Annotated in this window: 21 protein-coding genes; 9 read left to right on the top strand and 12 right to left on the bottom strand. The window is 52.1% G+C overall.

The annotated features are described in order from the left end of the window. Window positions 1-14: 14 nt before the first annotated feature. Window positions 15-893, bottom strand: a complete 879-nt coding sequence (locus LDL70_RS03785; protein WP_370637769.1) for a polysaccharide deacetylase family protein — start codon at window positions 891-893, stop codon at window positions 15-17. A gap of 98 nt (window positions 894-991) precedes the next feature. Beyond that, complete coding sequence (ppdK, locus tag LDL70_RS03780; protein ID WP_225687261.1) at window positions 992-3,658, bottom strand: pyruvate, phosphate dikinase; 2,667 nt, start codon at window positions 3,656-3,658, stop codon at window positions 992-994. A 348-nt stretch (window positions 3,659-4,006) separates the two neighbouring features. Here ppdK and LDL70_RS03775 point away from each other — a divergent pair, with 348 nt between their 5' ends. After that, a complete protein-coding gene (locus LDL70_RS03775) occupies window positions 4,007-4,354 on the top strand; it encodes a VOC family protein (protein WP_028233815.1) in 348 nt (115 codons plus the stop codon). Between the two features lie 57 nt (window positions 4,355-4,411). On the opposite strand, the gene LDL70_RS03770 is transcribed toward LDL70_RS03775, so the two are convergent. The 6 genes from LDL70_RS03770 to LDL70_RS03745 form a co-directional block, all read right to left on the bottom strand. Continuing rightward, window positions 4,412-5,305: a cation diffusion facilitator family transporter gene (locus tag LDL70_RS03770; RefSeq protein WP_225688365.1), complete on the bottom strand. Its 894-nt coding sequence runs from the start codon at window positions 5,303-5,305 to the stop codon at window positions 4,412-4,414. Between the two features lie 124 nt (window positions 5,306-5,429). Beyond that, on the bottom strand, window positions 5,430-8,894 hold the full coding sequence (smc, locus tag LDL70_RS03765; protein ID WP_225687259.1) for a chromosome segregation protein SMC: 3,465 nt from the start codon (window positions 8,892-8,894) through the stop codon (window positions 5,430-5,432). Window positions 8,895-9,029: 135 nt separating this feature from the next. After that, window positions 9,030-9,692: a DsbA family protein gene (locus tag LDL70_RS03760; protein WP_022711656.1), complete on the bottom strand. Its 663-nt coding sequence runs from the start codon at window positions 9,690-9,692 to the stop codon at window positions 9,030-9,032. Between the two features lie 176 nt (window positions 9,693-9,868). Next, entirely contained in the window at window positions 9,869-10,378 is a 510-nt protein-coding gene (locus LDL70_RS03755) for a DUF721 domain-containing protein (RefSeq protein ID WP_225687257.1), read from the bottom strand. A 9-nt stretch (window positions 10,379-10,387) separates the two neighbouring features. Continuing rightward, on the bottom strand, window positions 10,388-11,677 hold the full coding sequence (locus LDL70_RS03750) for an O-antigen ligase (RefSeq protein WP_022711658.1): 1,290 nt from the start codon (window positions 11,675-11,677) through the stop codon (window positions 10,388-10,390). Between the two features lies 1 nt (window position 11,678). Next, entirely contained in the window at window positions 11,679-12,446 is a 768-nt protein-coding gene (locus LDL70_RS03745) for a glycosyltransferase family 25 protein (protein ID WP_225687255.1), read from the bottom strand. 221 nt (window positions 12,447-12,667) lie between these two features. On the opposite strand from LDL70_RS03745, the gene mutY reads away from it, so the two are divergent. Together mutY and LDL70_RS03735 are read left to right on the top strand one after the other, a co-directional pair. Next, entirely contained in the window at window positions 12,668-13,774 is a 1,107-nt protein-coding gene (mutY, locus tag LDL70_RS03740) for an A/G-specific adenine glycosylase (protein WP_225688363.1), read from the top strand. A 17-nt stretch (window positions 13,775-13,791) separates the two neighbouring features. Next, a complete protein-coding gene (locus LDL70_RS03735; protein ID WP_225687253.1) occupies window positions 13,792-14,409 on the top strand; it encodes a class I SAM-dependent methyltransferase in 618 nt (205 codons plus the stop codon). A gap of 163 nt (window positions 14,410-14,572) precedes the next feature. Here the strand turns inward: LDL70_RS03735 and LDL70_RS03730 are convergent, their stop codons facing one another. Next, window positions 14,573-15,706, bottom strand: a complete 1,134-nt coding sequence (locus LDL70_RS03730; RefSeq protein ID WP_022711662.1) for a site-specific DNA-methyltransferase — start codon at window positions 15,704-15,706, stop codon at window positions 14,573-14,575. 395 nt (window positions 15,707-16,101) lie between these two features. Here LDL70_RS03730 and LDL70_RS03725 point away from each other — a divergent pair, with 395 nt between their 5' ends. Further along, window positions 16,102-16,791 (top strand): HAD family phosphatase, encoded by a 690-nt coding sequence (locus LDL70_RS03725; protein WP_075654493.1) that lies wholly within the window; start codon window positions 16,102-16,104, stop codon window positions 16,789-16,791. A gap of 66 nt (window positions 16,792-16,857) precedes the next feature. On the opposite strand, the gene LDL70_RS03720 is transcribed toward LDL70_RS03725, so the two are convergent. Both LDL70_RS03720 and LDL70_RS03715 read right to left on the bottom strand, forming a co-directional pair. Further along, on the bottom strand, window positions 16,858-17,040 hold the full coding sequence (locus tag LDL70_RS03720; protein ID WP_075654492.1) for a hypothetical protein: 183 nt from the start codon (window positions 17,038-17,040) through the stop codon (window positions 16,858-16,860). Between the two features lie 602 nt (window positions 17,041-17,642). Beyond that, window positions 17,643-18,218 carry a hypothetical protein gene (locus LDL70_RS03715; RefSeq protein ID WP_225687251.1) on the bottom strand — a complete coding sequence of 192 codons (576 nt, stop codon included), beginning with the start codon at window positions 18,216-18,218 and terminating at the stop codon, window positions 17,643-17,645. 399 nt (window positions 18,219-18,617) lie between these two features. Here LDL70_RS03715 and thrC point away from each other — a divergent pair, with 399 nt between their 5' ends. From thrC to LDL70_RS03695, 4 genes are all read left to right on the top strand, one after another. Continuing rightward, a complete protein-coding gene (gene thrC, locus LDL70_RS03710) occupies window positions 18,618-20,015 on the top strand; it encodes a threonine synthase (protein WP_225687233.1) in 1,398 nt (465 codons plus the stop codon). A 199-nt stretch (window positions 20,016-20,214) separates the two neighbouring features. Continuing rightward, entirely contained in the window at window positions 20,215-21,513 is a 1,299-nt protein-coding gene (locus LDL70_RS03705) for a pitrilysin family protein (RefSeq protein ID WP_022711667.1), read from the top strand. Window positions 21,514-21,531: 18 nt separating this feature from the next. Beyond that, window positions 21,532-22,143: a GNAT family N-acetyltransferase gene (locus LDL70_RS03700; RefSeq protein WP_075654489.1), complete on the top strand. Its 612-nt coding sequence runs from the start codon at window positions 21,532-21,534 to the stop codon at window positions 22,141-22,143. A 70-nt stretch (window positions 22,144-22,213) separates the two neighbouring features. Further along, on the top strand, window positions 22,214-25,078 hold the full coding sequence (locus LDL70_RS03695) for an EAL domain-containing protein (protein ID WP_170265213.1): 2,865 nt from the start codon (window positions 22,214-22,216) through the stop codon (window positions 25,076-25,078). A 73-nt stretch (window positions 25,079-25,151) separates the two neighbouring features. Here LDL70_RS03695 and LDL70_RS03690 read toward each other — a convergent pair whose 3' ends face one another. Beyond that, a complete protein-coding gene (locus LDL70_RS03690; RefSeq protein ID WP_075654488.1) occupies window positions 25,152-25,733 on the bottom strand; it encodes a YqgE/AlgH family protein in 582 nt (193 codons plus the stop codon). Between the two features lie 389 nt (window positions 25,734-26,122). Between LDL70_RS03690 and LDL70_RS03685 the strand changes: the two genes are divergently transcribed. Beyond that, window positions 26,123-26,608 carry a peroxiredoxin gene (locus tag LDL70_RS03685; protein ID WP_075654487.1) on the top strand — a complete coding sequence of 162 codons (486 nt, stop codon included), beginning with the start codon at window positions 26,123-26,125 and terminating at the stop codon, window positions 26,606-26,608. Window positions 26,609-26,617: the final 9 nt, after the last annotated feature.

Below are 26,617 nucleotides of genomic sequence, written 5' to 3'. Positions count from 1 at the left end.
AAATACCTGATATGTCATTGCGCAGAGACCGGAACAGGCTCTGCCGATGCCGGTTTTGTCTTTACTTTAGAATGGGTTTTATTCTCTTTCTGCGAAACAGATTCATTCGGTGGTGCAGTTTCACTCACCACATTCGGTGCTGCGCGTGCAGGCATATCCCTCAGCAGTCTGAACTGCACGCCTTTCTTCTTCAGCGCCAGAATACCCTCGGCCACACCGGCACCGGAGACACGCTTCGGCTGATTGATATGTGAGATAATCACATCACCGTCTTTGGCATAGGATATCCGTTTGGCAACCGTTGCCGCAGGCAGAGAAGCACCGCGATCACCATTGAGCGAATAACCGGCAACCTTATAGCCCATGCCCTCGATCTGGCGCACGGCATCCGTTGAATAGCGTGCTGTCGCATCACGGTACCATTGCGGCTGTTTACCGAAGATTTCCGTAATCTTATCCGCACCGCCTTTGACCTCTGCTTCAATTGCGGTAGGCGTACCGGCTGTCGGAATACCATACATGGTTTTCAGCACGGTGATTGCAGGCACATGCTCTGCCCCGTGATTTTCAATCGCGAACAAATCCGGATGCGCTTTCAGAACTTCAATTGCTGCCTGATTACGGCGCAGCCAGCGCGCAGTCACAAACAAGGTCGCCGGAATTTTCTCCCGCACCAGAACATCGAGAATACGATGGTCGATGTCGCCTGAGCAGGCATCCAGCGTGAGTGCGACCTGTATCGGATTTGATTTTCCGGCAAGATTTAGCTGCGGCTCGATAATCAGATGACGCTGCGAAATTTTGGACGAGAGCAAGGCTTCATCTGCAGCAAACGCAGCAGTTGCACCAATGCTCAGGCTCAAGCTCAGCAATAAGGACTTAATGACAGACATCTCGCACCGGCTCATGTTTCAATGATGAACTTATAGCACCATAAACTACAAATGCGCCGGATGAAGCATCCGGCGCATCGTCTTGATTATTTACAACGTTACTTCGCTGCCGCAATTGCCGCTTGTGCTGCTGCCAGACGGGCAATCGGCACACGGAACGGCGAACAGGAGACATAATCCAGACCGGTCTTTTCATAGAAACCGATTGAGGCCGGATCACCACCATGCTCACCGCAAACGCCAAGCTTGATATTGCTACGTTGTTTGCGGCCACGTTCCGATGCAATCTGCACCAGCTCGCCAACGCCATCGAAATCAACGGTCACAAACGGATCCTGTTCGATAATGCCAAGCGCCTGATATTGCGTGAGGAAGGATGAAGCATCATCACGCGATACGCCGAAAGTCGTCTGTGTCAGGTCATTGGTACCGAAGGAGAAGAACTCAGCCGTCTCAGCCAGTTCCCCTGCACGCAAGGCAGCACGCGGCAATTCGATCATGGTGCCGACCATATAATCAACCTGCACGCCGCTCTCGGCAATGATCTGCGCAGCGACTTTATCAATGCGCGCTTTCACAAAATCCAGCTCGGCTTTAATACCAACCAGCGGCACCATGATTTCCGGAATGACCGCTTCGCCGGTATCTTTAGCAGCAGCAATCGCCGCTTCAATAATCGCACGGGTTTGCATTTCCGCAATCTCTGGATAAGAGATCGCAAGACGGCAACCACGATGGCCAAGCATCGGGTTAAACTCATGCAGGCTTTCTGCACGCTCGGTCAGCTTGTCAACATCCACGCCCATGACATTAGCGACTTCGGCGATTTCTTCCGCAGTCTTTGGCAGGAATTCATGCAATGGCGGATCGAGCAGACGAATGGTGACCGGCAGCCCCTGCATGATTTCAAACAGCTCGGTGAAATCATCACGCTGCATCGGCAGGAGTTTATCCAGCGCAACACGGCGGCCTTTTTCATCCGATGCCAAAATCATCTCACGCATAGCGAGAATACGCGGACCCTCGAAGAACATATGCTCGGTACGGCATAAGCCGATCCCTTCCGCACCGAAGGATCGCGCTGCACGGGCATCCGCCGGTGTTTCCGCATTGGTGCGCACTTTCATGCGGCGGGCTTCATCTGCCCAAACCATCAGCTTGCCGAAATCGCCGGAGAGTTCCGGCTGTTGCATGGCCACAGTGCCTTTCAGCACCTGCCCGCTGCCGCCGTCAATGGTGATGATATCACCCTTTTTGAAGGTGCCACCGGCTGTCAGCATGGTGCCGTTGCGGTAATCAATGCGCAATGTGCCTGCGCCGGAAACGCAAGGCTTACCCATACCACGGGCAACCACAGCCGCATGGCTGGTCATGCCGCCGCGCGAGGTCAGAATACCTTCCGCTGCATGCATGCCGTGAATATCTTCAGGGCTGGTTTCAATACGCACCAGAATGGCTTTACGGCCTTCCGCTTTCAGCTGTTCCGCATCTTCCGAAGAGAACACGATCTCACCGGTTGCTGCGCCCGGAGAGGCAGGCAGGCCGATACCGATCACATGGCGTTCGGCTCTCGGATCAATGGTCGGATGCAGCAACTGATCCAGCGATGCCGGATCAATACGGTTGACGGCTTCTTCTTTGCCGATCAGCCCTTCTTCAACCATTTCCACAGCCATTTTCAGCGCGGCTTTAGCTGTGCGCTTGCCGGAACGGGTCTGCAGCATCCATAGCTTGCCGCGTTCAATAGTGAATTCCAGATCCTGCATATCGCGGTAATGCTGCTCCAGACGATCAGCAATTTTCAGGAATTCAGCAAAAGCATCCGGCATGATTTTCTCAAGTGACGGACGCTCGGAACCAGCCTCGATTCGAGCTTCTTCGGTGATATTCTGCGGGGTGCGGATACCGGCCACCACATCTTCACCCTGCGCATTGACGAGGAACTCACCGTAAAGCTTGCGTTCACCGGTGGATGGGTTACGGGTAAAGGCCACGCCGGTTGCCGATGTGTCGCCCATATTGCCGAAAACCATGGCCTGTACGTTGACCGCAGTACCCCAGTTTTCCGGAATATTATGCAGGCGACGATAGGTGATCGCACGGGCATTCATCCATGAGGAGAACACGGCAGAAATCGCGCCCCAAAGCTGCGCTTCCGGATCCTGCGGGAACGGCTCGCCCAGTTCCTCTTCAACCTTGGCCTTGTACTGGTCGATCACACCGCGCCAGTCGTCTGCAGTCAGATCGGTATCAACATCCAGATCGAGATTGGCCTTGGCATCATCGAGAATTTCTTCGAAGAAAGAATGGTCAACGCCCAGCACCACATCCGAATACATCTGGATGAAGCGGCGGTAGCTGTCATAGGCAAAGCGCTCATCATTGGCCTCGGCTGCGATTGCCGCAACCGTATCATCATTGAGGCCGAGATTAAGCACCGTATCCATCATGCCCGGCATGGATGCACGGGAACCGGAACGCACCGAAACCAGCAGCGGGCGGGTCGCATCACCCAAACGGCGACCGGTCAGCGCAGTGATATGTTCCAGCGCAGCTTTGACCTGATCTTTCAGGATTTCAGGATAAGTCCGGTCATGGTCGTAATAATAGGTGCAGACATCGGTGGTAATGGTAAAGCCCGGAGGCACCGGCAGTCCGAGGCTGCTCATTTCAGCAAGGTTTGCACCTTTACCGCCCAGAAGATTACGATCACTTGCAGCACCATCGGCTTTGCCGTCACCGAAGTGATATACCCACTTAACCATTCCCGTCCTCCTGTTATGTCCGGCTCAGGCTGAATGTAAGTCATGATAACCGATACCGGATACACGCTTCCTGCTTAAGCGATAGCACTGCTGCGGGCTACTGAAAAATACAGAAAAACGGTAACAAAGCGCAACGCAACGCCTGTATATTTGTTTAAATCGATTTTGCGGAATTCGTTTCCGGTTTATTGTCTGAACAGATGAATAATTTGCGGCAGCACGAAAAGTGTTTTCATCTGCATTTCCGCAACTTAACGGAATCAGCTGAGAGTTTGATTCCGGCACAACAAAACGACGCGGAATCTGCTATTAACAAACGTCATTCTCAACCTTGTTTCGGGGATCATCATGCGTAAAACCGGAAAACTCGACTATATAGAAATGCCTGCAGGCCAGAGCGGCCTGAAGGACGTCAAAGCCTTTTACGCCGATGCCTTCGGCTGGAGCTTCACCGATTACGGCCCCGATTATGCCGCCCATTCTGAAGGGCTGGACGGCGGTTTTTATCAAGGCGATGAGGCGAAAAACGCCAAGCCGCTACCGGTGCTCTATTCTGAGGATCTGGAACAGACACTGATTGATGTTGAAAAAGCAGGCGGCAAAATCGTCAAACCGGTTTTCAGTTTCCCCGGTGGCCGCCGCTTCCATTTCACCGATCCGTCCGGTAATGAACTGGCCGTGTGGAGCGAGAATTAAACCGGCACTCACAGATATGAATAACAGCTGCGGCGCTTAAATGAGCGCCGTAGATGATTAGTGAATATCTTCCTCACGGGCGCAATTTTCCGCCTCCATCTGCAATGTCGTATGATGCAGATCATATTGCTGCTGCAACACCTGTTCGATTGCACGGCGCACAGCTTCACCATTTGCCTCAGGTTTCAGCACAATATGCGCAGTCAGGGAATGCTGGCTTTTGGTCAGCGACCAGACATGAAGATCATGGATTTCATCAACACCGGAGACATCCAGCACAGACTGTTCCAGCTTGAGCAAATCCAGCCCGACCGGCACGCCTTCCAGCAGAATATTGATACATTCCTTGAGCAGCACCCATGTGCGCGGAAAAACCATGAAGCCGATGCCCACAGCAATAACCGAGTCCACCCACTGCCAGCCTGTCAGATAGATAATCACTGCGCCGACAATGACACCGACAGAGCCGAGCATATCCGCCCAGACTTCAAGATAAGCGCCTTTAACATTCAGGCTTTCGTCTTTTTTGCCGCTTAAAAGCTGCATGGAAATAAAGTTCACGATCAGACCTAGAACGGCGACAATCATCATGCCGACAGACTGCACTTCTGCAGGCTGGAACAGGCGTTCATAGGCTTCATAGAGAATATAGAATGCGACGAGCAACAACAGAACGGCATTGATTGCAGCCGCCAGAATTTCAAAGCGGGAATAACCATAGGTGCGGAAAATATCCGCTGCACGGCGCCCCAGATAAATGGCAATCAGAGCAAGTGCCAGAGCGAAAGTATCCGTCGCCATATGCATGGCATCAGACAGCAGCGCCAGACTGCCGGTAACATAACTGCCGATAATCTCGGCAATCATGAAACTTCCGGTCAGGCCTAAAGCCAGCCAAAGCCTCGAAACCGGTGTTGTGCTTACATCCGCATGATTGTGATCGCCGCTCATCATCTGCCTTTCAGCTTTGCATACCAGTCTGCAATTCAGATAAAACACGCCTGAAAATCATTCTTAACTTTGCATCGGACAAAAGAAAACGGAATGATTTAACAGGTTCAGCAAGACTATAATTTTATACAGCTTCACGCATGGCAGCAGCGGTTTGCAGATCAACGGAAACCAGCTGGCTCACACCCTGCTCGGCCATGGTCACGCCAAACAGACGATCCATGCGTGCCATGGTAATCGGATTATGGGTAATGATAACAAAACGCGTCTTTGTGGACGCCGCCATTTCATCCATCAGATTGCAATAGCGTTCCACATTGTGGTCGTCGAGCGGGGCATCCACTTCGTCCAGCACGCAGATCGGCGCCGGATTGGTGAGGAACACTGCAAAGATCAGCGCCATTGCTGTCAGCGCCTGCTCGCCGCCGGAAAGCAGGGTCATGGTCTGCGGCTTCTTACCCGGAGGACGGGCGAGAATTTCCAGACCGGCATCAAGCGGGTCTTCCGATTCAATCAATTGCAGCTCTGCTGTACCGCCGCCAAACAGGTGCGTGAACAGGCGCTGGAATTGCTCATTGACCACATCAAATGCTGCCAGAAGGCGCTCACGGCCTTCTTTATTCAGACTCTGAATGGCCTGACGCAGTTTCTTGATCGCTTCGATAACGTCTTCGCGCTCATTAATGATCGCGTCCTGCCGTTCGGACAATTCGCATTGTTCTTCTTCAGCACGCAAATTCACTGCACCGAGGCGTTCGCGCTCAATCTTCAACCGGTCAAGCTGACGGTCTGTATGATCCATATCCGGCAGCGGATCACCGGCATTGAGTCCCGTATGGCGGAATGCTTCATGCGGCGCACAATTCAGCACCTCAGTGATACGCGCTTCTGTATCTTTACGGCGATCTTCTGCAGCCGCCAGACGCTCTTCGGCACGGGCACGCACTTCCCGCGAGGAAGCCAGCTCCTGAATGGCCAGCGTTGCGCGCTTATCCAGTTTGGCCTGCTCGGTTTCGGCAATGCTCAGGCGGTCAGAGGTTTCATTGCGTTGCGCATCGGCATCCGCCACAGCGCTTTGCAGCTCACGGCGGCGCTCTTCAATATCCGCCGGTGCTTCGGCCAGATCTTCCGCTTCATCACTGGTTTCAGCCCTGCGTTCTGTCAGCGCAGCAATTTGCCGGCGGGCATTTTCTGCCCGCAACTGCCAGCTTTTGCGCTCATGGCCGATCATTTCCAAGCGACGCAGACGGTTTTCCGCATCACGGCGCAGATTATCATGCGCGGCGCGGGCTTCTGTCATGGCGGCACGGTCAGCCATAACCTGCGTGGTCAGCGAGGTCAGTTGCAGGTTCAATGCAGCCAGATCCGGCAGATCATCAAGCCTGATCTGTGCCTCCTCAAGCTGAATGGCATTTTCTTCGAGACTGTCGCTGAGACGGGTTTTCGCCTCATCCAGCGCTGCACGTTTGCTGGATAATTGTCCCGCAACACGCTCGGCCTCTGCCAATGCATCACGCGCCTGTGCGAGCTCTCGCTGGGCAGAGCGCCAATGATCGCGCAGGCTGCGCTCACGCTCCACCGCCTCACGCAAAGCCGTTTCAGCCTGACGCAAAGCCGTTTCCGCCTGCATAACACGATTATGAGCGGTGACAGCCGAAGCCTCCAGTTCCGCCAGACGGTTCTTCTGTGCCAGCCGTTGTGCGGCGGCAGTCGGTGCATCGGAACGTGCTGTAAAACCATCCCAGCGCCAGAGGCTGCCCTCGCGGCTCACCAGCCGCTGACCGCTTTGCAACTGTGCTTGCAGTCTTGCGCCCTCACTGTCGTCCACCAGACCAATCTGGGACAAACGGGCTTGCAATGCCGCAGGTGCATCAACGACCGTGCTCAGCGGCACTGCACCATGCGGCAGGGAGCCAAAATCCCGCGTATTCTGACTATCAATATCTGTCCAGAAAACCGGCGCCTGCGGATTAACCGGCGCTTCGAGATCGTCGCCCAAAGCTGCACCAAGTGCGGTTTCATAGCCCTTTTTCACCTGCATCTGCTCAACAACAGCGATATAGGTGGAGGACTGGCCGCTATTGAGAATACTGGCCAGAGTACGGGCTTCAGTTTCAATCCGGTTCAGCTCTTCGCGTGCATGCGCCAGTGGCTGGCGGCGGCCGGTTTCGGCTTCCCGCGCCTGCTCTACCATTTCTTCGCAAGCCAGAGCCTGCTCTTCCGCAGCCTGAACCGCTTCTTCGGCCAGCGCTACTCTGGCGGCTTTTTCTTCTGTCCCGGCCAGTAATTTCAGCTGGTTTTCCAGCGCGGCAATATCCTGCTCTACCGTTCGCAACTGTGCGGAGAGTTTCTCACTGCGCTCGGCAATATCACGTACCAAACGTTCGCTCTGCGTTCGCTCTGCTGCAGCCTCTGCTCTTGCAGAAGTGATCTGCGCCAGTTCAGACTCATGAGCCTGCAATTGTTCCTGTGCAGTGGCCAGCAGTTCTTCTGCTTCAATCGCACGATCGCCGGACGCCTCATTCTGCTCACGCAAATCCTGCTCTTCATCGTCCAGACGCTCAAGCACAGCCGCATGTTCCTGCAACATCTGCTCTTCGCGGGCGATGTCAGAGCTTAGCTGCTCAAGCCGTTTTAACAGCTCAGACCGGCGCTGTGTCAGGCGCGTCGCTTCTTCATCCAGTTGCGAAACCGCAATCGTCAGACGTTGTAAGGCTGCAGATGCGGATGCCTGCTGATTACGCAGTTCCGGCAAATGCTGAGCGGCAATGGCCTGTTCTTTGGCGGCAATCATCTGCGCCTGTGCCATGGCACCAACTTGCGATGTAGCGGTTGCCAAAGCACTCTGCGCCTCGCCTTCCTGTTGCTTGGCCTGCGACCAGCGCAAATGCAACAGGATCGCTTCCGCCGCACGGATATCTGCGGACAATGCGCGGAAACGATTAGCCTGACGGGATTGACGCTTAAGGCTTTCAATTTGGGTGCCAAGTTCGCCGACCACATCTTCAAGACGTTCAAGATTGGTTTCAGCCGCACGCAAACGCAATTCAGCTTCATGGCGACGGGAATGCAGACCGGAAATACCGGCAGCCTCCTCCAGCAATGCACGGCGTGCCTGCGGTTTGGCCTGAATAAGCTCACCGATACGCCCCTGACCGACCATAGATGGTGAGCGCGCGCCGGTAGACTGATCGGCAAACAATAGCTGCACATCTTTGGCGCGGACTTCCTTGCCATTGATGCGATAGACGGAACCGGATTCACGCTCGATACGACGCGAGACCTGCAACTCATCCACGTCATTATAGGAAGGCGGTGCAGAGCGGTCGCTATTGTCGAGAAACAGGGTTACTTCCGCACTGTTGCGTGCAGGACGTGTGCCTGAGCCGGAGAAAATGACATCATCCATGCCGGAGGCGCGCATATTCTTATAGGAGTTTTCCCCCATAACCCAGCGCAACGCTTCAACGAGATTGGACTTACCGCAGCCATTCGGCCCGACGACACCGGTCAATCCGCCTTCAATAACGAATTCCATCGGCTCGACGAAAGATTTAAATCCGAGAAGGCGTAACTTAGTAAAACGCATCAGCCAGTGCTCCGTGCAACCGGACGCGGCAAAAATAAAGCAATAAAGAGCGGAATAAAATCAGACACTATTTTTTTTAAATATAAAAATGCAGCGGGCGCAAAAAAGCCCCCGCTGCATGAATATGCATCAGGTTCAGAGCATAGAGTCGATAACTGCCGACATCTGTTCAACCGAAAGAGCTCCGGAATATTTCTGACCATTGATAAAGAATGTAGGCGTTGCATTCACACCGAACTCAGCGCCACGTTCACGAACAGCATTCACATCATCGAGAAGCTGCTGGTTCGTCAAGCAGGCATTGAATGTCTCCTGTGTAAAACCGGCCAGTTTGGAGATTTGCAGCAATGCAGCCTGTGCATCATCGGCTGCAGCCCACTGCATCTGCTGCTTGAACAGCACATCCACCATCGGGAAATAACGGTCATCCGGTGCACAGCGTGCCAGCATGAAGGCAGCCGTTGCGCGCGGATCAAACGGAAATTCACGGAAGATCAGACGGGCTTTGCCGGTCTTGATGTATTTTTCTTCAATTGCCGGAAGTGTATTCACAGCAAAAGTCGCACAATGCGAGCAGGTCATCGAAGCATATTCAACGATTGTTACCGGTGCATCAGCCTGCCCCAGCACTTTATCCTCAAGTGCACCTTTTTCGAGCAGTTTTTTCATATCGACAGAGCCGTCAGACTTCGGAACATCTGTCTGTGCCAGAGCACTGCCGGCGGCAGATACGGACAATGCCGCAGTTGCAAGAGCTGCAGTTCCAAGAAGCTGTCTGCGGTTCAGTTGAGACATCATACGAATCACCCGTTCATTCACGTTGCTATAGTTTCCGGATATTAGAGCAAATTGCCGGAATTTTGTCAGGCAGCTTAAGAGTTTTTAATAAACAGTGTGTCTCCAGAGACTTAACGGGCAATTTTCAGCCGTTTTCGCATTGTTTATTCTCTGTAATCTGCCCTTTGAAATTAAGATCAGCATGGCTTTTTATTGGCTTTTTCCGCCAGAATATTACGGCCGAGCTGCATCAGTGAGGCACGTAATGCCTCATCCTCAATACCGACTGTTGCCTGCGCCAGTTTTTTCTCGGCAGGTGCACCAACCGGCGTCAGCGGTTTGATTTTACGTTGCGCAACGGGGGCAACAGATTTTTGTTCAATGCGAATACGGGCAATGGCAGCGAAACCTAAAAAGGAATTCACACGATTGATAATCTCGCCGGTGGAATGCTGGATACGCATGGCCGCCATGCCTTCACAACCGATAATCAGCGTTGCCGGCTGAAACGGATCATCCTCATGGGCGCGTCGCGGCCAGAGAATACGCAACGGGCGCGATTGTGCACCAATCTGCGGCCCGACCACATCTTCCCATGCCTGTATCAGCGACAAATTAATACCGGCGCGTTTGCCTAAGACAGGATCGAGCACACTACCGGCCGTATCTGCCAGCGGTTTAAAACCCGATTTTTCCTCTCTGCTCATCTCTGTCCTTTATGCCGGTTTTATTGCCGCGACGGGCGATGGTTTTTCTCTGTTATAAAATGCCAGAGCATTACGGGCATCACTGTTACGCCGCAAAATATTACGGCTTGTTCCCGCATAAACCACACTGAAAAAGAACATTGTCACAGCAATACTGGTCTCATGCAGCAGCGGATTATGCAGCATAGCATAGCTGCCCCAGCTGATCGTAAAATAGATCAGCACCCGCCGGACCGTACAGTCTGAATTATTGCGCCAGAAGAAAATGAAGCCGGATACAGCCGCTGCCAGCAGCAACAGGAAACCGATTGCACCATTGACCAGCAGTTCATCAAACACTGAATTATGAACATGGATATAACCGTCGAGCAAAGTTGCCTGATCGCCCAGAGCCTCCCGCACTGCAGTCATTTTTTGTTCCGAGCCGACACCAATTAAAGGATGTTCCGCAACCACTTTCACCGCACCGCGCCACATCTGCTCACGTGTATCTGCGGAGGATTTATCCGCCCACTGGCTGCTGTCGCCGGTTTCATAATAATGCACCATACCGGCGAAGCGCTGCGACAGAACTCCGGCGACAGGGCCAACAGTAAAGACAGCAGTCAGACAGGCAGCCAGAATGAGTGAACTGCCGATTTTCACCTTATGGCTGGCAATACGGCCGATCAGAACAATGATTTCAAATATTGCCAGCAGAGCCAGCGTGATCATAACCGCACGGGTTTCGGAGGCAAATACGATCCCCGTACCAATGACCAGATACCACGGTCCGTTCGGTAAAACACGCGGAGCGTTTTTAATTGGCAATGTTGCAGCCACTGCTGCTATTGCTGCCGCATAGGCAAATACTGCAGGATTACCGCCGATACCGATACGGCCGCCCCAAAACAGCGCCTCTCCTGCAACCATTATTGCACACAGAATGATGCCGGTACGGGAGCCGAATGCGAGTATTCTCAGCGGGTCACGGATGAGAACCATCCCCAATCCGGCAAAAGAATAGAGCCATAACAGCAGCACATACCCCACCTGCCGGTTTGCAATACTGAGCTCACCGCGCCATGCCATCAGGCTGAGGCTCCAGATCATATAGGCAGATATCAGGACATAAAAATGCGCACCATACATCCGGTGCCAGCGGTGTTTGTAGAGCGCCAGATAGAAACCGATACAACTATACACGAACAGGATAATCGGGCCGAGCGCATAGCGGACCGGCATTGCGATTGCCGCCAGACATAAAAGCCAGAGATCAATACGACGACGTATCAGAAAGTTTTTTTGCAGAATTCGCATATCACCGTTGCCGGATATTTGTTTTTTGGAAACTGTAAAACAGTCTTTGCAAATAGTCTTTCATACGAAAGAATAATGTACCGATCCGTTTATGGGCCGGTAATTTTGCCCGCGAATAGGTTTTGATATCCTCGGATATTGTTGAAGCGCTTTCATTGGCATTGCTCACCACAGCCCTGCTGGCGGTGAAGAAATTATACGAACCCGCCCAGCCGCGCTCCAGTGCCACATCATAAGGAAGATGCATCACTTGCAGTGCCTTAAGCACTTTTGCAGCCCCCTCTTTTGAAACAATATAGGCTCCGGCATTACCAAGCGGCCCGTGGGTAACACGCCCGATCGCCACATCATTTGTGAGATTTTCAACCGGACGGAACCCTACAAGACGGTTATGGATCAGCTTGATGACGTCCCAGCCCTGCAAATCTGCTGCAGCTTCAACAACCGGAACAAATTCTTCAGAAAACCGGATATCATCTTCAATAATCACACCGGCTGGCGCATCGCCTGCCGCGATCATTTCCAGAGCCTTCATGTGACTGAAATAGCAGCCGATTTCCGCAGAGGAGGCAATCTTCCCGTGATCGCGTCGGAAAGCCGCATCATCAAAATGGCGTTTATCCGCTTCTGCGAGCAATTTACCGTCAATTGCCGGCACGCGCTGAAGCGCAATGCCGGATTCCTGCGCATGTGCAAGCAGCGAATCCCAACGGTCTTTTGAGCGGTCAAGATTGAGAACATAGACCGGAAAGCTTTGTTTGTTCTGCAATATCAAGCCTTTCGGATATTATTCCATCAACAAAATAAGGTTTATAAAATTGTGGTACTCAGCAATATGACGACAGTCAAACTATCCGCTGCATAATGAAAACGATTTCACATTGTAAGCACAAGCTAAAAATAATTTCCGGTGCATTCCGAAAGCAGATCATTTATTGACAAAATATGACGAAAAAGCGCCTCCAAGCCTCCCCCGATAACAGTCCGACGATGTTTCTTGCCGTGTCGGGAGATGATGCTCCTGCGCAAAAGCTGCTGGCATGGTATGATCGTCATCACCGTATTTTGCCATGGCGCGTAACGCCCGTTGAGCACAAACAAGGTGTGCGTCCTGATCCTTACCGCATCTGGTTGTCGGAAGTCATGCTGCAACAAACGACGGTTGAAGCGGTTAAAGCTTATTTCCTCAAATTTACCAGTTTGTGGCCGGATGTGCAGGCACTTGCCGATGCCACCGAAGATGATGTGCTGCGTGGCTGGGCGGGACTTGGTTATTATTCCCGAGCCCGCAACCTGAAGAAATGCGCTGATATGGTAGCCTCTCAGCATAAAGGGCAGTTTCCGGCGAGTGTGGAAGGTCTCAAACAATTGCCGGGCATCGGCGACTACACATCGGCCGCCATTGCTGCCATTGCCTTCGATATTCCGGCTGCGGTTGTCGATGGTAATGTCGAGCGCGTAGTGAGCCGCCTGTTTGCGATCAAAACCATGATGCCTCAGGCCAAGACTGAAATTCGCAAATTTACAGAGCAACTGACCCCGCAAACCCGCCCCGGTGATTTTGCGCAGGCGATGATGGATCTCGGCGCTACAATCTGCACACCTAAGAAGCCGGCCTGCATTCTCTGCCCGCTCAATGATAATTGTGCAGCCTTATTGGAAGGTGAGCCGGAGCTTTATCCTGTCAAAGCACCGAAAAAGGCACGTCCTGTCCGCTATGGTGCGGCTTTTATCATTCTCTCACCGCAAGGCGATGTTTACTTGCGAAAACGCCCCGACAAAGGCCTGCTTGCCGGTATGAGCGAAATACCGAACAGCGAATGGATCGCGGCAGATGAAGCGGCCTCTCCTGAGCATATTGCACGATTGACCAGTACTGATCCGGCACCAATTGCTGCAAACTGGCAGCCAAGCGGCACCATCACTCATATTTTCACTCATTTTGAATTACGCCTCAGCGTTTATAAAACGGATGTCTCAACCATGCCGCCAAGCAATAATGGCTGGTGGGTTGCTCAGGATAATCTCGAAAAAGAAGCGCTGCCAACAGTGATGAAGAAAGCCATCAGCGCCGCCCTGCCCGACACTTTCAAATAAACAACCGGAAAAATGCTATGTCCAAAGACGCAGATAATATTATTCCGCTATATGAAACGCATGCGCAGAAATGGGATGATATCCGGCGTGGCAATGCTGCAAAAGGCCTGATGGAAGCGGAATGGCTGGCACGCTTTACCGGTCTGTTACCCCATCAAGGCTCTGTTCTGGATATTGGTTGCGGAGCGGGCGAGCCTATAGCCGGTCATCTGATCCGCTCAGGCTTTCAGCTGACCGGCATCGACAGTTCTGCCAGCCTGATAGACATTTGCCGCACCCGCTTCTCTCAACAGCAATGGCTGGTCGCAGATATGCGTGAGCTATCTCTCCCGCAGAAATTTGACGGCATACTCGCATGGAACAGTTTCTTTCACTTGCAGCGTGATGATCAGCGCCGGATGTTTCCCCGCTTTGCAACACTCGCTACAGAGAATGCAGTGCTGATGTTTACCAGCGGCACTTCAAATGGTGAAACAATGGGCACTTTTGAAGGTCAGCCGCTTTATCACTCCAGCCTCGCACCGGAAGAATACCGCAGTCTTTTATCCGAGAGCGGTTTTGATGTTGTGCAATATGTGGAAAATGACCCGCATTGCGGTCATCTCACTGTCTGGCTCTGCCGTAAAACTTCCTGAAGCAGTCCACAAAAAAAGCGCCGGCTCAACACCGGCGCTTTAAGGCTCAGACATCTCTGGAGGTCAGTCCGATAATTATGCGTGGCCTGTGCTTAACACATCAAACCAGCGCAAAATGCTGTAGAAAATACTAGTATCGAGTGCCGGTATTCTGCCGTTCATTTTATGAACCGGCTTGAGCCATATTCACACGGATTTCAGCGCGCAGCGCATCAATCGGCTTCAACACGCCATTTTCTTCATAATGCCAGAATGTCCAGCCATTGCAGGCATCAAAGCCCTGTACCTTGGCACCCATACGGTGAATAGAACCGGCATCGCCGTTGGCAGACAGAGTACCGTCTGCACGAACAATCGCTGCATGACGACGTTTGGCATCACACAGAACTGTACCCGGACGCAGCAGACCGGCTTCAATCACGCTGACAAAGGCTACACGCGGTTCAGCACGCTTGCCGGTCATGACTTTCAGTTCGGTTTTGCCCAATGGCTCAACAGCTTCGATACGCTTGGTTGCCGCATCAATGTAAGACTGTTCACGCTCAATACCGACAAAATGACGGCCGAGACGCTTGGCAACTGCACCGGTGGTGCCGGAACCAAAGAACGGATCGAGGATCACATCACCAGGCTTCGATGAAGACATCAGAATACGGGCAAGCAATGCTTCCGGTTTCTGGGTCGGATGAACCTTATCGCCATTATCGTCTTTCAGACGCTCGCCGCCGGTGCAAATCGGAAACAGCCAGTCAGAGCGCATCTGCACATCATCATTGGCGGCCTTCATGGCTTCGTAGTTAAACGTATAGCCTTTGCTCTTCTGATCTCGGGATGCCCAGATCAGCGTTTCATGTGCATTCTGGAAACGACGGCCGCGGAAATTCGGCATCGGATTGGTTTTGCGCCAGATAATATCGTTGAGCATCCAGAAGCCCAGATCCTGCAGCGATGCGCCGACGCGGAAAATATTGTGGTATGAGCCGATAACCCAGATGGTGCCGTTTGGCTTCAGCACACGGCGGCAGGCCAACAGCCATGCACGGGTAAAGGCATCATAAGCCTGAAAACTGTCGAACTGATCCCAATGGTCATCAACTGCATTGACCTTGGTCTGATCCGGACGGTGCAGAGCACCTTCAAGCTGAAGATTGTAAGGGGGATCAGCAAAGATCACATCCACCGAATGATCCGGCAAACGATCGAGCGCAGCTACGCAGTCACCCTTAAGAATTGTATCGAGCCAGACCGAGCGCGGTGCAGCTTCTGGCAGATCTTTCACAAGACGAACAACGGACATGTGATACTCGCTAAACATAGGAACGCTTTACTGTCCTTATGGTTACCGAACAGGGTAAACATGGGGTTAATCGAATTGTTAAAAAGCGTTATCAGGCGCGAAAATCGTCAAATTTCTTTAAAATCAACGCAAAATAGCACTCACAAACCACTGTAAATGCTTAATAATTTTTAACACTTGGCGAAATTGCGGTTCCAAAGCTTAAAATAAGACGCCGCAAATCACCCGATTTTGCCCGCTGATTTGCCTTGCCGATAAAACACAGAAGAGCCGGCAATTTCTTTTATCATTTTGACCCTCAATCGTTTTAAGTGTAAACAGTGCCCGTCCTCCCTCTCCTTTTGTTGCGAGCCCTGTTGCGGCTTTTGCAGCTTCTGAACATTTACGGATTTTTCATGTCAAAACCCCAGCTGATCCTCTTCGACTGTGACGGTGTTCTGGTCGATTCCGAGTATATTGCCGCACAGGTCGAATCCGAGCTTCTCACCGATGCCGGTTATCCGATTTCACCGGAAGAAATTGCCGAGCGTTTTGCCGGTCTGACATGGCCAAGCATTCTGATGGAAATTGAACGGGAATCTTCCATTCCGATCTCCGCTTCGCTGATTGAAAAATCACGCAAAATCATGAAAGAGCGGATTACCAAGGAACTGCTCACTGTAGACGGTATTGAGGATGTGGTCAGCCAGCTTCAATATCCGAAAGCTATCTGCTCCAACTCCAATTCGGACTCTCTGGAACTGATGCTTAAGCGTTCAACGCTGTATGATGCATTTGCCCCGCATATTTATGCGTCGCGTGAGGTTGGCAATAAAGAGCCGAAGCCTGCGCCGAATGTTTATACCTACGCGGCTCAGCAATTTAATGCTGATCCGAAACAGTGTTTTGTGATTGAAGATTCAAGCCATGGCATCCATGCGGCACGCGCTGCGGGCATGCGGGTCATCGGCTTTACCGGCGGTGCCCACACCTATCCGGGTCATGCAGACAAGCTGACTGAAGCCGGTGCGGAAACAGTTATCAACCGTCACCGCGATCTGCCTGCCGTGATTGAAGCCATGGCAGAATGGGATGAAGGCTTCTGATAGCCTCCCTGAGAAATGTAATAAAAAGGGCGTGCCACAAGCACGCCCTTTTTTATATCGTGATGATCAGGCCGCTGATTTCTTCGCGTCTTTCACGGGAGCAGTCAGTGCAGCATAAATCTGCTGTGCTTCTGTCTCGCTGAGACCAATCATCGGACGGCCTTCAATCATAACCGGTTCACCGGAATCCATTTCAAAAATGGCCCAGGTGTCGGTTGGTTCCTGAATGAGTTCATATACTGTCATCATGCCAGCAGTCTAAACGTTAGAGATTACAAATAGTTTCATTCTTTCATCGCTTTAACGATGAACAGGCGGTATTTTCCCGTAAGCACATCCGAAAACCGGACAAATCACTGACAAAAAATTCGCAAATAATTGATATTAAATAATATTTTTCAGATAAAAGTTTTATTTACCGTAAGAAGCTTTCAGATTGTCCGACCTGCAAAACCCACGGCAATATGAACCTATAGTAAATAATTTATGCACTAATTTTAGACACTTGGCAAATACCAGACAGAATACAGCATCTGCCAGAGCGTATCCCGAAAAGTGCGAAGCGCCTTCGCGGGGAAAACAGTCCACCGGACTGTTTTCTTATCCCGCTTCGATCGGATAAGATACGCGTCAACACAAAGAGTTAGAGCATATCCCGCCAGGTGTATTCATGGCACTCGCTCTAGATTTTATTCTGGTCGCATGTTCGCGAACGCTCAATGTGTCCATTTCGCTGCGACATGCTCTAGCTGCTTTTAACAGTATCACCGGACAGCATTGTGCTTCGGTACAATAAAAAATGCCGCATTCCTTATCGGGAATACGGCATTTTTAACTGTCGTGACTTCAGATTAACCCTTGTTCGGGCCTTCATCAAAACCAATAAAGATCTGCACCTGACGTGACGATGCTTCAGGCACGCTCACCGGCGTTCCCGCAAACAGGAACTGTGTTGCCGACTGGGAATTATTCATCGCAACTGCCTGTTTATGCAGTTTTGTGGAGATTACTTTATCGCCTTCCATCACCACAACGCGGATCGGCATATTGATTGTGCCGTTGCGGAATTTCGGCCCCGGTACAACGCGGCCTGCGGCTGCAACAGTAATTGTCAGCGTACCATTATCCCGACGGCAATCGCGGGTCACATCGCTGATCGAAGCCTGATAAACCACACGGCTGCTGTCACCGTCTCCGCCCTTTTCATAAGTGCTGAAGAATGACGTTCCCTCACGCAGGCTGATGCGCGGGCAATAGGCCTGCAAATCCGCCTGTGTCACACGCTGCTCACCGGATGTGGAAACAGCGCCCTGCTGATTGCCGCTGGTTGAGCAACCGGCAACCAACAAACCAAGCAATGCAGCTCCACCCAAACGGGTAAACCGCAATGAAAGAGGATTTAAACGTCCGAAGGTAGATTTCTGCATAAACCGGTCTTCCTGAATATTGAACCTGTTTGCGAACCGCTCCGGCAACGCGCCGTAACTGTTCTGTTGTCTTGTTTCCCGCATCTCACGAAAAGTTCCACTCTTTGTCTGATGCGTAAATTCTTCACCATCGCGCATTTTATCCAAAAACCGTTTCACACTTTTTGGAATGCGCTTTATACCCAAATCCTGCTGCGTCTTTGACATATCCATATGGACGCAAGGCGCTTAACATGCATTATGAGATAATATTTTCACGTTTTTTGTGAACAGGGCAAGCTCTATCCACCGATGCTTGCGTCAGTCACAAGAGATATGACAGGAAAACACCGCAAACTTGACCGAAACCGGCTCAAAACCGGCACAGAATTGCATTGACTGAATGAGGCCTGAAATCTTATGAAATATATCAGCACCCGTGGCGAAGCGCCGGTTTTGGGCTTTTCTGATGCACTTTTGGCGGGTTTGGCGCGGGACGGCGGTCTCTATCTGCCGGAAACCTATCCGCAATTTTCCTCAGATGACATCCGCAAGCTACGCGGTAAATCCTATGTGGAAATCGCCCTCGCAGTCCTCACTCCTTTTGTGAATGGAGAGATTCCGGACGCCGAATTTGAAAAAATGGTGCGCGAATCTTATGGCTCATTCCGCCATGATGCCGTCTGCCCGCTGGTGCAAACCGGTGCGAATGAATTTGTGCTGGAGCTTTTCCACGGCCCGACTCTCGCCTTTAAAGATGTGGCAATGCAGCTGCTGTCGCGCATGATGGATTATACGCTGGCACAGCGCGGACAGCGCGCAACCATTGTCGGCGCAACTTCCGGCGATACCGGCGGCGCGGCGATTGAAGCTTTTGCCGGTCGCGACAATACCGATATTTTCATCCTGTTCCCGCATGGCCGTGTGTCACCTGTGCAGCAGCGCCAGATGACCTCATCTGCAGCCAGCAATGTTCATGCTCTGTCGATCGACGGTAATTTTGACGATTGTCAGAACCTCGTCAAAGGCATGTTCAATGATCTGAACTTCCGTGACACGCTTTCTCTCTCCGGTGTGAATTCGATCAACTGGGCACGTATCATGCCGCAGATCGTTTATTATTTCACATCAGCAATCAGCCTCGGCGCACCGGATCGCAAAGTGTCCTTCACTGTGCCGACCGGTAATTTCGGCGATATTTTTGCGGGCTTTGTCGCCAAAAAAATGGGACTGCCGATTGACCGTCTGATCATTGCCACCAATGACAATGATATCCTGTCACGCACTGTTGCCACCGGCTCCTATGCAATGCGCGGTGTGGAACAGACCTCTTCTCCGTCCATGGATATCCAGATTTCCTCGAATTTCGAGCGTCTGCTGTTTGAATCCTATGATCGTGATGCGGCAGCTATTCGCGGGTTGATGCGCAGCCTCGGCCAGTCCGGTGAATTCACTATTGCCGATGCACCGCTCAAAACCATCCGTGAGCAATTTGCTGCCGGTCGTTCAACCGTTGCGGAAACCGCTGCAACCATTGACTCAGTGCTGAAACAGGACGGCTATCTGCTTGACCCGCATTCGGCTATCGGCGTTAAAGTTGCGCGCGAACACGCAGATACAGCCTCACCGATGGTGGTGCTGGCAACCGCCCATCCGGCCAAATTCCCGGATGCGGTGAAAGATGCCTGCGGTGTTTCTCCGGCTCTGCCTGTATGGCTCAGTGATCTGATGGAGCGTAAAGAACATTTCACGCGTCTTCAAAATGACCTGAAAGTGGTGGAAGATCATATCCGCAGCCACTCGCGAGCAGCAAAATAATCAAGGTTCTGCTGCAGCCATATGTTGTATTATGGCAGCAAATTTGCATAGATTTCGCTCTGCCCCTATATGTCACCTGATAAAACAACAGGGGCAGACGAGCTCTTCCGGAACGGTCACGTTCTTTCTTTGTCGCATTGCCATGCCCGTCAGACTCAAAGAAGCTGACGGTTAAAATACTCAGGGGAGTATGCCTAGAATGGGTGTAGAAGTTAGCGTTCTGTCCAACGGACTGACAATTGCCACCGAAACCATGCCGCTGATTGAAAGCGTGGCATTAGGTATCTGGGTCAAGGCAGGCTCCCGCAATGAAGCGCATAACCGCCACGGCATTGCGCATTTTCTCGAGCATATGGCTTTCAAAGGCACAGAAAACCGCAGTGCATGGCAGATTGCAGCCGATATTGAAAATGTCGGCGGTGAGATCAATGCCGCAACCAGCGTTGAAACCACCTCTTATTATGCCCGCGTTCTGCGCAACGATTTGCCCCTGGCGATTGATATTCTGGCCGACATTCTCACCAGCTCAAAATTCGATGAAGATGAGCTGGAACGCGAGAAAAACGTCATCATGCAGGAAATCGGCGCGGCCTATGATACGCCCGATGACATTGTTTTCGATCGTTTTTCTGAAACATCCTATCTGAACCAGCAGATCGGACGCTCCATTCTCGGCACACCGGAAACGGTGCAGTCCTTCACTCCGGGTGATCTGCGTAATTATATCAATGAACAATATAGCGCCGACCGTATGGTTGTTGTCGCTGCCGGTGCCGTTGACCACGCCTCGTTTGTACGCGAAGTGGAAAGCCGTCTCGGCGGTTTCCGCGCAACGACACAGGCTGCAGCGCCGGTGAAAGCGTCCTATGTCGGCGGTGATTACCGCGAAGAACGTGACCTGATGGATGCGCAGGTGCTGATCGGCTTTGAAGGCCGCGCTTACCATGTGCGCGATTTCTATGCCTCACAGCTTCTGGCAACGGTTCTTGGCGGCGGCATGTCTTCCCGCCTGTTCCAGCAGGTGCGTGAAAAGCGCGGCCTGTGCTATTCTGTCTATGCCTTCCATTGGGGCTTTTCCGATACCGGCCTGTTCGGCATTCATGCGGCAACCGGACGTGAAAACCTTGAGGAACTGGTGCCGGTTGTTCTCAACGAGCTTTATGAAGCATCGAGTAATATCAATATTCAGGAAGTTGACCGCGCCCGTGCGCAATATCGCGCCGGTCTGCTGATGTCGCAGGAAAGTGCAGCAAGCCGAGCAGGTCAGATTGCCCGCCAGATGCTGCTCTATGGTCGTCCGGTACCGAATGAAGAACTGCTGGAACGTCTGAGCCTGATTACGCCGGAACGTCTGACAGATCTTTCCGGTCGCATGTTCCTCGACAGCAAACCGACCATTGCCGCTGTCGGCCCTGTCAGCCAGATGATGGGCTATGACGATATTCACGGCACGTTGCGCGGCTTCGCCGCGAATAAGCGTCCGGCACTGGCAGTTTAACTTAACAGGCTGGGTATCATGATCAGCTTTCCCTTCAGCAAAACACCGTCTGTGTATCTGAAGGGGGAGCGTCTGTTTTTGCGTGAGCCGCAATGGTCTGATTACCGCCAATGGGCAAATCTGCGCGAAAAAAGCCGTGCTTTTCTGACCCCATGGGAGCCGGTATGGCGGGATGATGAGCTGGAAAAATCGAGTTTCCGGCTGCGGCTGCGCCATTACAGCGAAGAGGCACGCAGCGGAAATGCATGGTCGCTGTTTTTATTCCGCAGGTCCGACAATGTTTTGCTGGGGGGAATCACCCTCGGTAATATCCGGCGCGGTGTCGCCCAATCCGGACAGATCGGATACTGGTGCGGCGCACCTCATGCAGGCCAAGGCTATATGTTCGACGCTTTGAAACTGGTTATCCCCTTCGCATTCAGTGAACTGCGGTTGCACAGACTTGAAGCTGCCTGTATTCCGTCTAATCTGCGTTCGGTCAGGCTTCTTGAAAAAGCCGGATTTTTACTGGAAGGCACATTGCGCTCCTATCTCAAGATTAACGGCCTGTGGCAGGATCATCTCCTCTACAGCCTGATTGAGGGAGAAGAGCAGCGCAGAGGTCTTTCTGTTAAAACAACAGCCGTCTGACCGTTAAGCGCAAAGCACCTGATACCAAGACAAAAAGGTAAAGATAGTGACAGAAAACTTTCAGAACCGATTGAAAACGTTTTTCTGTGTGTTTGCCTTTATCGCAGCATTATTGCAGATCACGGTTCCTGCATCCGCAGTTGAGCCGATCAAAATTTCCAAAGAAGACACTGCTCTCGACCTCACCCGCGCTGTGCAGATCATGCATAATCAGGGCGATACTGTGCAGGTATCCACTGCTCCCGGTGCCGACGGCATTGTGCGACGCATTGAAGTGCAGGCCGACAAGGACAAACGCTCCAGCGGTAACTGGGCAGCTTTTGCTATTGCCAATCCGACTGATGAGCAGATTGACCGCCTTATTGTTGCCCCGCATTACCGCCTTGTGAAATCAGGCTTTGTATGGCCGGATCTGGGTTCGCAGCGCATCTCCTCCATCACGCCGAGTGAGGGCTTTGCCCTTGACCGTCAGGTCAGTCCTGATGCGGATGTGTTTCTGATTACCATCAATCCGGGCTCGGTGATTACACTGGTTGCGGAAATGGCCTCCCCTAACCTGCCGCAGCTTTATCTGTGGGAGCCGGATGCCTATAAAGATACAATCAACTCCTACACGCTCTATCGCGGTATTCTGCTCGGTATTTCCGGCCTGCTGGCGCTGTTTCTGACCATTCTTTTCGTCGTGCGCGGAACATCACTGTTTCCTGCTGCTGCAGCACTGGCATGGGCGGTTCTGGCCTATATCTGCGTGGATTTCGGCTTCTGGAACAAGCTGATCGCCATTACTCCCGGCAATGAGCAGATGTGGCGGGCGGGCACGGAAGTGGCACTGGCTGCCAGTTTCCTGATTTTCCTGTTCACCTATCTCAACCTCAACCGCTGGCACGACCATTTTTCCTATGGTGCTGTGGCATGGGTTCTCGGCCTGATGATGCTGAGCGGTGTGGCGATTTTTGATCCGCCGATTGCTGCCGGTATCGCCCGTATCTCTTTTGCGCTGACTGTTATTTGCGGCATCGTCATTATCGGCATTCTGGCTTTGCGCAGCTATGACCGCGCGATTATGCTGATCCCCACATGGCTGCTGATTGCCATATGGATGACCGGCGCATGGCTGGCCGTTTCCGGCCGTCTGGACAATGATATCGTGCAACCCGCACTTGGCGGTGGTCTTGTGCTGATCGTTCTGCTGATCGGTTTCACCGTGATGCAACATGCTTTTGCGGGCGGCGTGCTGCGTGTCGGTCTGTTCTCCGATATGGAGCGGCAGGCGCTGGCGGTTATCGGTTCCGGCGATATTGTCTGGGACTGGGATGTGCCACGCGACCGCGTGGTGACAACGCCTGATATTTCCACCTATCTCGGCACGGCTGCGGCCAGCCTTCTCGGCCCAGTGCGCAACTGGCTGCCGGTGATGCATGGTGATGACCGTGACCGTTTCCGCACCACGCTGGATGCAATTCTGGAAAACCGACGCGGCCGTATTCATCAGACTTTCCGCCTGCGTGCCAATGACGGTCACTATCACTGGTATCATCTGCGCGCGCGTCCGGTTATCGGTTCGGATGGTGAAATTGTGCGCTGCGTCGGCACGCTGCATAATGTGACCGAGCAGAAAAAGGCAGAAGAACGCCTGCTGCATGATGCCGTGCATGACAATCTTACCGGCCTGCCGAACCGCGAACTGTTCCTCGACCGCCTCGCCAATGTCATGAGCATGTCCTATAATGAGAGCAGGCTCAAACCGACTGTTTTCGTCATTGATATCGACCGGTTCAAACAGGTCAATGACAGCCTCGGCATGTCAGCCGGTGACACAATCCTGCTAACGATCTCGCGCCGCCTGTTCCGGCTGATGAAGCCGCAGGATACGCTTTCAAGACTGTCTTCCGACCAGTTCGGCCTGATCCTCGCGTCTGAATCTGATCCGGCAAAGGTTGCAGCCTTTGCGGAAGCGCTGCGTCAGGCCATCCGCGCGCCGATTTCCTATGCCAAGCGCGAGATTGTGCTGACAGCATCGGTCGGCCTTCTGACATGGACGGCCAATGCCGCCAATGCGGAAGATATGATAAAAGATGCGGAACTGGCCATGTATCAGGCCAAGCGTTTTGGCGGCGACCGTATTGAGCCGTTCCGCCCATCCTTCCGCGCAATTGGCAGCGACAAGCTGCAGCTGGAATCCGATCTGCGCCGCGCTATTGAGCGCAAGGAAATCACAATTGCCTATCAGCCGATTGTGAATTTGCAGGACGGCACTATTGCCGGTTTTGAAGCACTGATGCGCTGGGAACATCCGCGCCGCGGGCCGATCTCGCCATCTGAATTTATTCCGATTGCCGAAAATTCAGGCCTTATCGTGCCGCTCGGTCTGTTTGCCATGCAGCAATCGGCCAATGACCTGTTCAACTGGCAGGAAAACCTGTCGCGTCCGAACCTGTTTGTCTCCGTCAATCTGTCCAGCACCCAGCTGATCCGTCAGGATTTGCTGAGCGATGTCCGTGCGATCCTATCCCGTACACATGTGACCAAAGGCACGCTCAAACTGGAACTGACAGAATCCGTGCTGATGGAAAATCCGGAACAATCAGCACATATGCTGAACGAGCTGAAATCTATGGGTGTCGGCCTGTCACTGGATGATTTCGGCACCGGCTATTCATCGCTTGCCTATCTGACACGCTTCCCGATCGACATGATTAAGATCGACCGCTCATTCGTCAAAGGTGACAAGCCGCAGAAAGCGACGCTGCTGCGCTCCATCATTCGCATGGCGCAGGATCTGGAACTCAAAGTTGTTGCAGAAGGTGTTGAAAGCGAACAGGACGCCATGCAATTGCGTGAAATGGGCTGTGAATATGTCCAGAGCTTCCTGTTCGGCCAACCGATGACTGCTGAAAATGCAGCCCGCCTTCTCAATGGTCAGACAGTAGAATAAGCATTATTCGTCAAAAATAAAAAACACCGCCTCTCCTGCCGAGGCGGTGTTTTTTTATGCGTAAAGCTTTAATTCAAGCATGTCCGGCCTGCACAACGAGGCGTGCAGGATCGACGCCCATCTGCGCCATGACGCGATCATATTTGCCGAGAATATCCGTATCAAAAAGCAAATCTGTGGTCGGCGGGCAGATCAGCCAGTCATTACTCGCAATTTCACGTTCAATCTGCCCTGCATCCCAACCGGCATAGCCAAGCGCCATCAGTGTTTTATCCGGCCCGATACCATCCGATATGGCATGGAGAATATCCATGGTCGCGGTCATACAGATATCATCGGTGACGGGAATACTGGTACCGACCATAAAATCATCACTGTGCAGCACAAAGCCCCGTCCTGTTTCAACAGGGCCGCCACGGCGCACCATCAGCGAGCGGGCTTTTTCGGGCAGTAAAATACTCTGCGCCTGCGTAATAATACCAAGACGGATCAAGAGGTCGGGAAACTCAAGCGGCTGGAGCTGGTTAATGATGAAACCCATCGTCCCCTGCTCTGAATGCGCACAAATATAAATGACCGAACGGGCAAAACGCTCATCCGTCATACCGGGCATTGCAAGCAGAAATTGTCCGTTGAGAAAACCGTTGTTCACCACACGCCTCTTTCAATTTCAATGCAACAGGATTGATGAAGATAAATGGGTAATTTTTGCCGTTCGCTTCGGATGATTATGCGTCTGTTTTATTCATTCACGGCATAGTGAATAATCAGCATAACACAACACTTACATGAGCCAAGTCACATTTATCGAAGTTTTTTGAAGTGCAAAAATCCGTCTTGTATTTTTTCAGCCATTTCAGCGCATTACTTAAAATCAGTATTTTAGAAAATTCATATTAAAAGCGAAATATTCTGCCTGAATGAGAAAAATTACATGCCTGCCTGTCAGAATTTTCAAGAAATAGCGCTTCCGTAAAATCCGGTCAGAGGCTATGTATAATGCCAATATCCGTTACTCATAATCTGTATGAAGGAGAACAGACAATGGCCATTCAGATCGGCGATAAACTGCCAGCAGCAAGCTTCAAAACCAAAACTGCTGACGGCGTTAAAGACGTCACCACAGATGACGTTTTTCAGGGTAAGAAAGTCGTTCTCTTTGCAGTACCGGGCGCTTTCACCCCGACCTGCACACTGAACCATCTGCCGGGCTATCTGGCGAATTACGACGCGCTGATCGCTAAAGGCGTGGACACTGTTGCCGTTGTTTCCGTCAATGACGTGCATGTCATGGGCGCATGGGCAAAAGCCACCGAAGGCGAAGGCAAGATCGTCTATCTTTCCGACGGTATCGGCGCATTCACTAAAGCTGCCGGTCTTGATATCGACCTGTCCGGCGGCGGTCTTGGCGTGCGCTCCAAGCGCTATTCAGCGCTGATCGAAGATGGCGTTGTAAAGAGCCTCGACATTGAAGAAAATCCGGGTGTTGCCACAGTTTCTTCCGCAGAAGCGATGCTCGAAAAGCTCTGATTTCTTTAA

The sequence above is a fragment of the Pseudochrobactrum sp. XF203 genome (assembly GCF_020341615.1).
Taxonomy (GTDB): domain Bacteria; phylum Pseudomonadota; class Alphaproteobacteria; order Rhizobiales; family Rhizobiaceae; genus Pseudochrobactrum; species Pseudochrobactrum saccharolyticum.
This window is presented reverse-complemented; position numbering and strand designations above follow the sequence as displayed.